We start from the raw sequence: 10973 nt of genomic DNA on the forward strand, positions 1-10973 counted from the left end.
AGCAGCAGGCCAGCGACGGCGTAGGCTCTGGGACTGCCGCACCCGTAACCCGCGCACCCCGGCAAACATCCACGGGCAGCCCCAGCCCTGTCATCCCGGCGCTGGGTACGCACCCACCGATCGACCATCACGCCCACTGACAGCAGGGTTTCTGGAGGTGTCCAGCCGGTGCGGAACTCGTTGTAGAAGCGCAGCACGTCAACTTCCAGGCGGGCGCCGGCATCGTCGATGCGGAAGCCGGCGCGGGCGAGTTCGGCGCGCAGCGCATCCGCCGTTTCGGCTACCACGTCGTTGTTAGCGACGATCGGCGCCATTTCCATGCCGTAGCCGTTGATCTTGCTCGAGACCCGATCCTGCCGGGCGGTCCTGGCATCGCGCGCGGCAACCGCCACCGCCACGGCGCCTGCGCCGGGAACCGGTGTCGCGTAGCGCGCCGGGCCATAACGGACATCGACATAGTCGCGTTCCAGCGCGCAGGCGCCGGTGACGAGAAGCATGATCAGGCAGCATGCGCGCCCGATGGCTCGGCTGGCGGCTCGCACTCGTTCCTCCGGTCCGTATCCCGCAAGCATAGGCGCGGCCCGATCAGCCGCACCACCGATTCGCGATTCACTCGCCCGGCAGCTTGATCCCCGTCATCGCCTGCCAGACGCGGATGACGAAGCCGTCGTCGCGTCCGCCCTGCCCCATCGCCCGTGCCGCGGTGAACAATTGCTGCGCCTGGGAGGCGAGCGGCACGGGGAAGTCGAGCCCCCGGGCCATGTCCGCCACCAGGCCGAGGTCCTTGACGAAGATGTCGACGGCCGAGCGCGGTTCGTCGTCGCCCTCCAGCACGCGCGCCATGCGGTTCTCGAACATCCAGGAATTGCCGGCCGCGCTGGTGACCACGTCATAGAGCTGGCGCGGGTCGGCGCCGGCACGGATGCCGAGCGCCATCGCCTCCGCCGCCACCGCGATGTGCACGCCGGCCAGCAACTGGTGCACGACCTTCACCGTGGCGCCGATGCCGGGCTCCTCGCCCAGGTTCCAGACCTTCGCCGCGACGGCGTCCAGCACCGGCTGCGCCGCCGCGAAGGCGGCCGCGCTGCCGGAGGCCATGACGGTCATCTCCCCCGCCCGCGCCTTCACCGCGCCGCCCGAGACCGGGGCGTCGAGGAACAGGACCTGCCGTTCGCGCGCCCGGTCCGCCAATGCGCGCGCCGCGTCCGGCCCCATCGTCGCGGAACTCACGATCACCGCCCCGGGCGCGAGCCGCGGCGCGGCGCCGCCCTCCGCGAACAGCGCGGCCTCGGTCTGCGCGGCGTTCACCACCAGCACGACCAGCGCCTCGATGCCGTCGGGCAGGTCGGCCGCGCGGGCCGCCACGGCGCCCCCGGCGGCGGCGAATTCGTCGCGCGCCGCCTCGCGCATGTCGCAGCCGGTCACGTCATGCCCGGCGCGCAGCAGGCTCAGCGCCGCGCCCATGCCCATGCTGCCCAGACCGATGACGCCGACCTTCATGCCCTGCCCCTCCGCGAACGCGGCGGACACTGGCGAGGCAGGCCCCCTGCGTCAATTCGAGATGGCGACGATCACCTGGATGACAGCGGCGACGACCAGCAGGACCAGGACGATCCGTTGCAGCACGTGCATCGGCGGCACGCGTCAGCCCCCGCGCGGCCGGATACGGCGGCCCTGGCGGGCGATCAATGCCCGCAGGAGGTCCTTGATGGCAGCCGCATCCGGGTGCCGCGCGACGACCTCGGCCTCGTGCGCCCGCGCGGCGGCGAGCAGGTCGCCGACCATCGCCTCCCCGCGCGGCGCGAGGTGGATCCGCACCAGGCGGCGGTCGCGCCGGTCCTGCGCCCGCTTCACGAGACCGTCGCGCTCCATGCGGTCGAGCACCTTGGTCATGGTCGGTTGCTGGAGCAGGCAGGCCTCGGCCAGCGCGGTCACGGTCTCCGCCCCGCCCGAGAGCGTGGCCAGCACCCGCCAGACCGGCACCGAGACGCCGCGCGCGCGTAGCCTTTCATGGAATTCCGACGACACGACGAAGGAGGCGCGCGCGAGAAGCGAGAGCAGGTAGTCGTCGACGAAACGTGGCGCGTCTGTCTGCCGGTCCATGGCCTGCCCCGGGCTGCTTCCGGATAGACTAGCCGCGCAGGGCGGCGCGAGTCTTCCCCTGCCTTGCACGGGCGCGGGCGATGCTGCGTCGCAGCGCGGTTCAGCGCCCCGGCAGCCGTCCCGCGGCGCGCCGCTGCTCGTAGGCCCTGGCATGGAGGATGGCGGCCTCGTGGATGTCGTCCGGCACGCCGGCGCGGCGCGCGGCATCGAGCAGGAAGCCCAGGATGTGGTCGGCCTCGATGCGCCCGCCGGCCTCGATGTCGCGCAGCATAGAGGTGCCGTAGAGGCTCGTCGGGTCGGCAAACAGCGTGCGGTATTCGGCCAGGAAGGCGTCGCGCATCGGGAAGCCCGCGGCCGCGGCGATCGCCGCGTTGCGGTCCAGCACGCGGTGCAGGAAGGCGATCCCGCCCGGGCTGCGGGCGATCTCGCCGACATTGGCGCGCAGCAGCACGGTGCCGATTGCGCTGGTGCCGAGATGAACCAGCTTTTCCCACATGCGCGCGCGGATGTCGGGCACCGCCTCGGCCACGACGCCCTTCGCGGGCGCGAACGCGGCCTCGATCGCTCGGAGACGGTCGGTCAGGGCGCCGTCCTGCGCGCCGAAGGTCATCCAGCGCCAGTCGTTCAGCTGCCGCACGGTGCCGTCCGGCGCGAGCGTCGCCTGGATCCTGGCGAGCCCGCCCAGCACGCGCCCGGCGCCGAACTCGGCCGAGAGCCGGTCGAGATGCGCGAGCCCGTTCAGCACCGGCAGGACCAGCGTGCGCGCATCCACCGCCGGCCGGATGGCGGCGACGGCGTCATCGAGGTCATAGGCCTTGCATGCCAGCAGCACGAGGTCCCAGCCGGGCCCGACGTCGTCGGCCTCCAGCGCGGCGACGCGGCCCCGCCAGGCGCCGAAGGGGCTGTCGATCCTGAGGTCCTCCCGCTCCAGCGCCGCACGGCGCGCGGGGCGCACGAGGAAGCCGACCTCCGCCGTGCCGGCCTCGACCAGCCTCCCGCCGAAATATCCGCCGAGCGCCCCCGCGCCCAGGACCAGCACGCGCATCCGTCCACTCTCCCCGACGTCGTCGCGGGAGGCTAGCGCCGAACGCGCCGGCCCGCACCGCGACCCCTGGCAGCGGCACGGCAGCGCTGCCATGCTCCAGCCCCGACACGCGCCGAGAGGCCCCCCGATGGAACGGCACAGGCGCCTCCCCTGCGCCCATGCAGCGGTCGCCACAGCGCCGGGCTGCCGGCCTGCGGCGCTTCGCCCCACTCGGAAACAGGCGCGTTACGCCCCACAGGCTAGATTGGCGCCATGCGACGATTGATCCTCATTCCCGGCATCGCGCTGCTGCTCGGCGGCCTCTGGTGGGCCGGGGGCATGCCGGGCCTCGCGCTGCTCCGCGACGGCCATGCGGGCGATGCCGCGCTGCCGCGCCTGCGAACCGCGGCCGCCGACCGCGGGCCCATCACCGCCGTTGTCGCCGCCACCGGCACCGTCAACCCCGTCACGCTGGTCCAGGTGGGCAGCCAGCTTTCGGGCCAGATCCGCGAGCTCTTCGCCGACTTCAACACGCGGGTCGCGAGCAACGAGCCGATCGCGCGGCTCGACACCGCGACGATCGAGGCACGTCGCGCCGCCGCCGAGGCCGACATCCTCGCCGCCGCCGCGCAGGTCGCCGTCGCGCGCGCCAGCGCCGAGCGCGCAACGGCCGACCAGGCGCAGGCGCGCGCCCAGATCGAGGCGTCGCGCGCGGCGCTCCTCGGCGCCGAGGCGACCGCCCGCGACGCCGAGGGCGAGGCGACGCGCAGCGCCGAACTGCGCGCACGCGGCGTCGGTGCCGAGCGTGACGCGCTGCGCGCCCGCTTCGCCGCCGAGCGCACCGCGGCCGCCGTCGCACAGGCGCGCGCCGACGTGCTGCGCGCCGAGGCCGCCGCCATGTCCGCCGCCGCCGCCGCGCGCACCGCCGTTGCGCAGGTCGAGGCCGCCGAGGCCGCCCGCGCGCAGAAGCAGGCGATCCTGCGCCAGGTCGAGGTCGACCTCGGCAACGCCACCATCCGGTCCCCGATCGACGGCATCGTGGTGTCGCGCAACATCGACATCGGGCAGACGGTCGCGGCGTCCTTCCAGGCGCCGGTGCTCTTCCAGATCGCGGCCAGCCTGGACGAGATGGAGGTCCACGCCACGGTGGACGAAGCCGATATCGGCCGCGTGCGCGCCGGGCAGGACGTCAGCTTCACCGTCGCCGCCTTTCCCGCCGAGACGATGCGCGGGCGCGTCAAGGACATCCGCCTGGCCGCGACGACGGTGCAGAACGTCGTGACCTACACGGTGGTGGTGGCCACGCCGAACGCGGCCGGCCGGCTGCTGCCGGGCATGACCGCGACGCTGCGCGTCGTGACCGAGAACCGCCCCGAGGCGCTGCGCGTGCCGAACGCCGCGCTGCGCTGGCGGCCGCCCGGCGCGGCATCCGGCGGGCCGGCCGGGGAGGCGCAGGCACCGGGCCAGGCGCAGCTGGACCAGGCACTCGCGGCGCTGACCGACCTGACCGACGCCCAGCGCGCCGAGATCGCCGCCGCGCGGGCCGAGCAGCGCGCCCGGATGCAGGGCCTGCCGGCGGATGCGGATGCGCGCCGGCAGCAGGCCCAGGCAGCGCGGCAGCGGCTGGTGTCGCGACTGAACGCAGTGCTGACGCCGGACCAGCGTGCCCGCCTCGCGGCGCTGCGCGGCGGCGCGCGGCAGGGCGGCACGCCGGGGACGGTCTGGGTGCTGGACGGCAACGGGGCGCCGCGCAGCGTCGCCGTGCGCACCGGCATCACCGACGGCACCACGACCGAGATCCTGTCGGGCGGCCTCGAGCCCGGGGCCGTGGTGGTGGTCGGCCAGGATCGCGCCGGCACGGCCGCGGCACCCGCTGGCCGCCGGCTGTTCTGAGCATGGCTGCGCTGATCGAGACCGAGGGCCTGTCGCGCCACTTCCCGGCGGGGGAGGAGGTGGTGCGCGCGCTCGAAGGCGTGTCGGTCACGATCGCGCCCGGCGAATTCGTGGCCGCCATGGGCCCGTCGGGCTCGGGCAAGTCCACCTTCCTGAACCTGGTCGGCTGCCTCGACCAGCCGACCGCCGGCCACTACCGGCTGATGGGGGAGGCGGTCGAGACGCTGCCGCCCGACCGGCTGGCGGAACTCCGCAGCCGTCGCATCGGCTTCGTCTTCCAGTCCTTCAACCTGCTGCCGCGCACCGATGCGCTCGGCAATGTTGAGCTGCCATTGGTCTATCGCGGGCTGCGCCGCCGCGCGCGACGCGAGAGGGCGGCGCTGGCGCTGGCGGCGGTGGGGCTTGCCGACCGCATGGGGCACCGGCCGTCGCAGCTCTCGGGCGGGCAGCAGCAGCGGGTCGCGATCGCCCGCGCCATCGTCGGCAGCCCGGACCTGCTGCTGGCGGACGAGCCGACCGGCGCGCTCGACACCCGCACGGGCCTGTCCATCGCCGCGCTGTTCCAGTCCCTGAATCGCGGCGGCGTTGCGGTGCTGATGGTCACCCACGACCCCGAGGTCGCGCGCTTCGCCGCGCGCGTGCTGCGCTTCCGCGACGGCAGGCTGGTAGCCGATACACGGCAGGCGCCGGCGGATGCCGCGGCGATGCTGGCCGCGCTGCCGCCGCCGGAGCAGGCGGCGTGAACGCGCCGGGCAGCCTGGCGCGGGCCGATGCGGCCGCGAGCATGGCCTCGCCCGTGCTGCCGCCGCTGCCCGAGGGCCGCGGCGGCATGGACCTGGCGGAGGCGCTGCGCGGCGCGCTCTCGGCGCTCGCGGCCAATTACCTGCGTTCGATCCTGACCGCGCTCGGCATCTTCATCGGCGTCGCCGCGGTGATCGCGACGGTTGCGGTCGGGGAGGGCGCGCGGCGGCAGGTGACGGCACAGATCCAGTCGCTCGGCGCCAACCTCCTCATCATCTGGGGCGGCAGCGCGAATGTGGGGGGCGTGCGCCTGGGCGCGGGCGGCCGGTCGAACCTGTCCTGGGACGACGCGCAGGCGATCGCGCGGGAGGTGCCGCAGGTCGAGGTCGCGGTCGGCACCATCCGCCAGACCTTCCAGATGGTCGCCGGCAACCAGAACTGGCAGGCCAGCGTGATCGCGACCGACCCCGACTATTTCGTGGCGCATGAGTGGACCGCGGCCGAGGGCCGCCTGTTTGCCGAGCAGGAGGCCACGGGCGCGCGCAAGGTCGTGGTGCTCGGCGCCACCGTCGCCGAGAACCTGTTCGGCGACGAGGATCCCGTCGGCCGCGAGATCCGCATCCGCGCGACACCCTTCGAGGTGATCGGCGTCATGGCCCGCAAGGGCCAAAACCCGCAGGGCCAGGACCAGGACGACGCGGTCTTCATCCCATACTGGACGGCGCGGCGCAGCGTGATGGGCGCGTCGCGCGCCAATGCCCGACAGGTCTCGGTCATCTCGGTCAAGATCCATGAGGGCGAGGACATGCGCGAGGCGGAGGAGGCGATCCGCACCCTGATGCGGCAGCGCCACCGCGTCGCGGCGAACGAGCCCGACAGCGTCTCGATCCGCAACCTCTCGGACATCCAGGCCACGCGCGACGCCGCCGCGCGCACGCTGTCGCTGCTGCTGGCCTCGGTCGCGGCGGTGTCGCTGCTGGTGGGCGGCATCGGCGTGATGAACATCATGCTGGTGAGCGTGACGGAGCGGACGCGGGAAATCGGGTTGCGCCTGGCCATCGGCGCCCGACGGCGCGACGTGCTGGCGCAGTTCCTGCTGGAAGCCCTGGTGCTGGCCATGCTGGGCGGCGCGGCGGGGGTGCTGGCCGGGATCGCGCTGTCCCATGCGGCGGCGGACCTCGCCGGCTGGCCGGTGCTGGTCAAGCCAGAGGCGGTGCTGCTGGCGGTCGGCGTCTCGGCGCTGACCGGGCTGTTCTTCGGCTTCTGGCCGGCGCGCCGGGCGGCGCTGCTCGACCCGATCGCGGCGCTGCGGCACGACTGATACTTGGCGCACGAAGGTTTCACCTTCGTGCCCCCCAAGCGCCGGGCGGGCCGCAGTCGCGGCCCTTGGCTTCGCCGGACAACCGGCGGGCCGCGGTCGCGGCCTCGGCCCTTCGGGCCGAAAGTCGGAACTTCGTGCCCCGGCGTCCGCGCGCCCGCCAAGCGTCACCCCGGCCGGTCGGTATCGTCCCCGGTCGGCGCGTCCGTGCGATCGGGCGTCGATCTCGCCGCGGCCACGAAAGCGCGCACCAGCCCGCCGTCCTTCACGCCCCGCGCGCGCTCCACACCCGAGGAGACATCGACGCCCGGCGCGCCCGCTGTGCGGATCGCCTCGGCCACGTTGCCGGCCGTGAGGCCGCCCGCCAGCAGCCAGGGGCGCGGGATGGCGCGCCCGGCCATCAGCCGCCACTCGAAAGGCTGCGCGTTGCCGCCTGGCAGCGGCCCGCCGGGCGGCGGCTTCGCGTCGAATAAGAAGCGGTCCACCACGGGCGCGAAGGTGTCCACCACGTCGAGGTCCGCCGCGGCGGCGACGCCGATCGCCTTCATCACCGGCAGGCCGAAGCGGGCGCGGATGGCGGCCGCGCGGGCGGGCGTCTCCTCGCCATGCAACTGGATCAGGCCGAGCGGCACCGTGGCCAGCGTGGCGGCGATGTCGTCATCCGTCGGATCCACGAACAACCCGACCCGCACGGGACCGCCGGCATGGCGGGCCGAGAGCGCGGCGGCCTCGGCCGGCGCGATGGCGCGCGGAGAAGGCGGGAAAAACACGAAGCCGAGGAAGTCGGCGCCGGCGGCGACCGTGGCGTCCATGCCCTCGGCATCGCGGATGCCGCAGATCTTGACCTCGATGGGCATGGTCAGCACGGGAGCGGCACCGCCCTCCCCGAACCCCACGCCGTCCTCAGGGAGGGTTCCGCCCTCCCCGAACCCCTCCGGCCAAAGGCCGAAAGGCCTTTGGAAACCGATACCCGGGGCGTCATGGGGGGAGGGTCGCAGCGATGGCGGCGGCGGTGGCGGCGGGGTCGGGCGCGGCGGTGATGGGGCGCCCGAGGACGATCCAGTCGGCGCCGGCTGCGACCGCCTCGGCCGGGGTCGCGGTGCGGGCCTGGTCGTCGGACACGCTGCCGGCGGGGCGCACGCCAGGGACCACCAGCGCCACGGCGGGGCCAAGCGCGGCGCGCAGCAGCGCAACCTCCTGCGGGCTGCAGACCAGGCCGTCGGCACCGGCGGCAACCGCCAGGCGCGCCAGGCGCAGCACCTGGTCGGACGGCAGCGCGGCAACCCCGGTCGCAGCCAGCGTCGCGGCGTCGATGCTGGTCAGCACCGTGACGGCCAGCAGCAGGGGCCGTTCGGCGCCGGCGCGCTCGGCCTCGGCGCGCGCAGCCGCGATCATCGCGGCGCCGCCCGCGGCATGCAGCGTGACCATGGCCGGGCGCAGCGGCAGCAGCGACCGAATGGCGCCCGCCACCGTGTTCGGAATGTCGTGCAGCTTCACGTCCAGGAACACCGGCGCATGGCGCGCGACAGCGTCCACCGCCGGCGGCCCGGCAGCGCAGAACAGCTCCAGCCCCACCTTGAGGAGGCCGCAGCGTCCCGCGAGGGACGCCGCCAGCGCCTCGGCGCGCGCAAGGTCGCCGGTGTCGATGGCGGCGATGAGCCGCGCGGCGGTGCCCGTAGGTTTCGCGATCATCTCAGGCAGACCCCGCCAGGCGGTCGGCGGCTGCGGCCTTCTCCAGTGCATGGATCCGGTCGATCTCCCGCTGCAGGGCGGCGGCGCGGCGCTGCGCCGACCAGCCGCGGCGGCGCGCCGGCAGGTCCGAGAACCACACGATGGCCGCGCCCAGCAGGAACGCGATTCCCGCCGGCAGCAGCACGGCCAGCGCCAGCGGCGCCGCCCAGGCGATGTCGAAGGGCCAGAGGCGGAGTTCCACCACGTCCCGGTTCGACAGGGCGAACAGCACGACCAGCACCGCGAGCGGCAGGAAGAGAAGCCAGCGCATTCAGGCCGTGGCGCGCGCGGCGGCGCGGCGCGACGCGGGCGGCGCGGCGCGGTTGATGCGCTCGCGCAGCTCCTTGCCTGGCTTGAAATACGGGACGGACTTGGCGGAGACCTCCACCGTCTCCCCCGTGCGGGGGTTACGGCCGGTGCGCGGGTCGCGCGCCTTGGTCGAGAAGGCGCCGAAGCCGCGCAGTTCCACCCGGTCCCCGCGCGCGAGCGCGGCGGTGATCTCGTCGAAGATCGTTGTGACGATGAGTTCCACATCCGGCTGGCGCAGATGCGGGTTCGCGCCGGCGAGGTGCGCGATCAGCTCGGATTTCGTCATGCGTGGCCTTCCTTCGATCGCGGCCTCAGCCCGCCGCGTCGCGTTCTGCGCGTCAGCGTGAAGGCTGCCAAAGGGCGCGGGGGGCGTCAACGCCAAGCCATTCCGACAAAAGGCTTTTCATCATGCCTTCGGTCACGCGGGAGATCAGGCGTTCGGCGCTGCCGCCGATCTGGGCGTCGCGGATGGGCAGGCCCTCGGACACCTGGCGTTCGGCGGCGAGCCAGGCGCGGGCCTCGCGTTCGCCGCCGATCGCGTCGATCAGCCCGACGGCCAGCGCCTGGCGGCCCGTGAAGACGCGTCCATCGGCGAGCGCCCGCGCCTGGGCGGGCTCCATCCGGCGGCCGGACGCGACCATGTCCACGAACTGGGCGTGCAGGTCGCCGACCACCCGGTCGAGCGCGGCGCGGCCTTCCTCGGTCAGCGGGCGGAACAGGCTCGGCTGATCCTTGAGCGGGCCCGAGGCGATGACCTGCGCGCGCACGCCGGCGCGCTCCAGCAACTCGGACAGGTCGAAGGACTGCAGCAGCACGCCGATCGAGCCCGTGACGGTCGAATCCCGCGCGAAGACGCGATGCGCCGGCAGCGCCGCCATGTAGCCCGCGGACGCCGCGGTGCCGCCCATCACGGCGATGACGGGCTTGCGCTCCGCCAGCCGGGCGAGCGCGCCGTGCAGCGCCTCCCCCCCCGCCATGCTGCCGCCGGGGCTGTCGATCGCGACGATCACGGCACGGACGCTGTCGTCCTTCGCCGCGCGGTCGATCGCCTGCATGACGCGCCGGTCGTCGGAGATGAAGCCCGAGACGGGCAGGCGCAGCACATGGGCGCCGCCGGTCAGGACCGTCGAGGGTTCGCGGATGCCGGCAACCAGGGCGAGCGCGCCGAACAGCGCGAAGATCGCGAGCGCGCGCCAAAGCGTCAGGCGGCGGCGCAGGCGGCGGCGGTCGGCGAGGAGGTCGGCGTCAAGGGACATGCAGGGTTCAATGGCGATGCGAGGGCGGGGAGGCAAGGGTGACTGTGCGCGAAGGAGGCCTGCCGGTCTTTCGGGGGCCGCTGACCTCTTGGCGCGACAGATGATCAGGCACGCGCAGGACGGTGTCGTCGCTTTGCCCAGCACGGTGGCGCGGCGCCCACGGGAACCGCGTTCCTATGCCGCGTCATCCCAACGGGTCGCAAAGCGGCGCAGCCACGCTCGGCGTCGCCAGTCCTTGCGTCGCGCACACACTCTCCGCCAGCCGCTCGGCATCCTCGGTGACGCCGATGAGAAACGATGAACTAAACTTCGACAGGAAATTCAGGCCGAGGAAATAGAGGCCGGGAAACTGCGTCACGCCCTTCTCGTGCAGCGGCGCGCCGCGCTGGTCGAGCACGGGAACATCGATCCAGCCGAAATCGAGGTCGTAGCCCGTCGCCCAGATGACGGTGCCGATGCCGTCGGCGCGGAAATCCAGACGCCGGATCGGGTCATGCATCGCGGCCGGGGTCGGCATGATCACGCGCGCCGCCGGATCCTCCGGCAGCCGCATCCCTGTCCGCGCGATATGCGCGTCCACGAAGTCGAGAAACGCGAG

General features: G+C 73.9%; 12 protein-coding genes and 1 pseudogene. 3 read left to right on the top strand and 10 right to left on the bottom strand.

The annotated features are described in order from the left end of the window. From E8M80_RS25200 to E8M80_RS25215, 4 genes are all read right to left on the bottom strand, one after another. The coding region (locus E8M80_RS25200) for a YajG family lipoprotein (protein WP_170979645.1) at nucleotides 1-497 on the bottom strand (497 nt) is incomplete at its 3' end. A 112-nt stretch (nucleotides 498-609) separates the two neighbouring features. After that, nucleotides 610-1500 carry an L-threonate dehydrogenase gene (gene ltnD, locus E8M80_RS25205; protein WP_137128488.1) on the bottom strand — a complete coding sequence of 297 codons (891 nt, stop codon included), beginning with the start codon at nucleotides 1498-1500 and terminating at the stop codon, nucleotides 610-612. Between the two features lie 144 nt (nucleotides 1501-1644). Then, entirely contained in the window at nucleotides 1645-2103 is a 459-nt protein-coding gene (locus tag E8M80_RS25210) for a MarR family winged helix-turn-helix transcriptional regulator (RefSeq protein ID WP_170979646.1), read from the bottom strand. A gap of 100 nt (nucleotides 2104-2203) precedes the next feature. Beyond that, nucleotides 2204-3148 carry a 2-dehydropantoate 2-reductase gene (locus tag E8M80_RS25215; RefSeq protein WP_137128490.1) on the bottom strand — a complete coding sequence of 315 codons (945 nt, stop codon included), beginning with the start codon at nucleotides 3146-3148 and terminating at the stop codon, nucleotides 2204-2206. Nucleotides 3149-3400: 252 nt separating this feature from the next. Between E8M80_RS25215 and E8M80_RS25220 the strand changes: the two genes are divergently transcribed. Genes E8M80_RS25220 through E8M80_RS25230 form a run of 3 tightly spaced genes read left to right on the top strand, consistent with a single transcriptional unit; the run spans nucleotide 3401 to nucleotide 7082 of the window. After that, nucleotides 3401-5020: an efflux RND transporter periplasmic adaptor subunit gene (locus E8M80_RS25220; protein WP_137128491.1), complete on the top strand. Its 1620-nt coding sequence runs from the start codon at nucleotides 3401-3403 to the stop codon at nucleotides 5018-5020. 2 nt (nucleotides 5021-5022) lie between these two features. Further along, entirely contained in the window at nucleotides 5023-5763 is a 741-nt protein-coding gene (locus E8M80_RS25225) for an ABC transporter ATP-binding protein (protein ID WP_137128492.1), read from the top strand. Further along, a complete protein-coding gene (locus tag E8M80_RS25230) occupies nucleotides 5760-7082 on the top strand; it encodes an ABC transporter permease (RefSeq protein ID WP_240790215.1) in 1323 nt (440 codons plus the stop codon). Before E8M80_RS25225 ends, E8M80_RS25230 begins: the two co-directional genes overlap by 4 nt. Before the next feature lie 164 nt (nucleotides 7083-7246). Here E8M80_RS25230 and E8M80_RS25235 read toward each other — a convergent pair whose 3' ends face one another. From E8M80_RS25235 to E8M80_RS25260, 6 genes and pseudogenes are all read right to left on the bottom strand, one after another. Next, the gene (locus tag E8M80_RS25235; protein ID WP_137128499.1) at nucleotides 7247-7936 is read right to left on the bottom strand and encodes a phosphoribosylanthranilate isomerase; all 690 of its coding nucleotides are present in this window, start codon (nucleotides 7934-7936) and stop codon (nucleotides 7247-7249) included. A 121-nt stretch (nucleotides 7937-8057) separates the two neighbouring features. Next, nucleotides 8058-8771: an orotidine-5'-phosphate decarboxylase gene (pyrF, locus tag E8M80_RS25240; RefSeq protein WP_137128493.1), complete on the bottom strand. Its 714-nt coding sequence runs from the start codon at nucleotides 8769-8771 to the stop codon at nucleotides 8058-8060. Nucleotide 8772: 1 nt separating this feature from the next. After that, nucleotides 8773-9081 carry a lipopolysaccharide assembly protein LapA domain-containing protein gene (locus tag E8M80_RS25245; protein ID WP_137128494.1) on the bottom strand — a complete coding sequence of 103 codons (309 nt, stop codon included), beginning with the start codon at nucleotides 9079-9081 and terminating at the stop codon, nucleotides 8773-8775. Then, nucleotides 9082-9423, bottom strand: coding sequence for an integration host factor subunit beta (locus tag E8M80_RS25250; protein ID WP_255467556.1), 342 nt, complete (start codon nucleotides 9421-9423; stop codon nucleotides 9082-9084). It lies immediately after the preceding gene. Between the two features lie 34 nt (nucleotides 9424-9457). Continuing rightward, nucleotides 9458-10375, bottom strand: coding sequence for a signal peptide peptidase SppA (gene sppA / locus E8M80_RS25255; protein ID WP_137128496.1), 918 nt, complete (start codon nucleotides 10373-10375; stop codon nucleotides 9458-9460). A 184-nt stretch (nucleotides 10376-10559) separates the two neighbouring features. After that, a pseudogene (locus tag E8M80_RS25260) lies at nucleotides 10560-10973 on the bottom strand (FAD-dependent oxidoreductase); the annotation flags it as partial.

Origin of the sequence: Roseomonas sp. HF4 (genome assembly GCF_005222755.1) — a bacterium.
Classification (GTDB): Bacteria; Pseudomonadota; Alphaproteobacteria; order Acetobacterales; family Acetobacteraceae; genus Neoroseomonas.

What these genes read in the sequence shown, in the direction of transcription:
- ltnD (WP_137128488.1), bottom strand. Translation starts at nt 1,500, where the DNA reads ATGAAGGTCGGCGTCATCGGTCTGGGCAGCATGGGCATGGGCGCGGCG.
- E8M80_RS25210 (WP_170979646.1), bottom strand. Translation starts at nt 2,103, where the DNA reads ATGGACCGGCAGACAGACGCGCCACGTTTCGTCGACGACTACCTGCTC.
- E8M80_RS25215 (WP_137128490.1), bottom strand. Translation starts at nt 3,148, where the DNA reads ATGCGCGTGCTGGTCCTGGGCGCGGGGGCGCTCGGCGGATATTTCGGC.
- E8M80_RS25220 (WP_137128491.1), top strand. Translation starts at nt 3,401, where the DNA reads ATGCGACGATTGATCCTCATTCCCGGCATCGCGCTGCTGCTCGGCGGC.
- E8M80_RS25225 (WP_137128492.1), top strand. Translation starts at nt 5,023, where the DNA reads ATGGCTGCGCTGATCGAGACCGAGGGCCTGTCGCGCCACTTCCCGGCG.
- E8M80_RS25235 (WP_137128499.1), bottom strand. Translation starts at nt 7,936, where the DNA reads ATGCCCATCGAGGTCAAGATCTGCGGCATCCGCGATGCCGAGGGCATG.
- pyrF (WP_137128493.1), bottom strand. Translation starts at nt 8,771, where the DNA reads ATGATCGCGAAACCTACGGGCACCGCCGCGCGGCTCATCGCCGCCATC.
- E8M80_RS25245 (WP_137128494.1), bottom strand. Translation starts at nt 9,081, where the DNA reads ATGCGCTGGCTTCTCTTCCTGCCGCTCGCGGTGCTGGTCGTGCTGTTC.
- sppA (WP_137128496.1), bottom strand. Translation starts at nt 10,375, where the DNA reads ATGTCCCTTGACGCCGACCTCCTCGCCGACCGCCGCCGCCTGCGCCGC.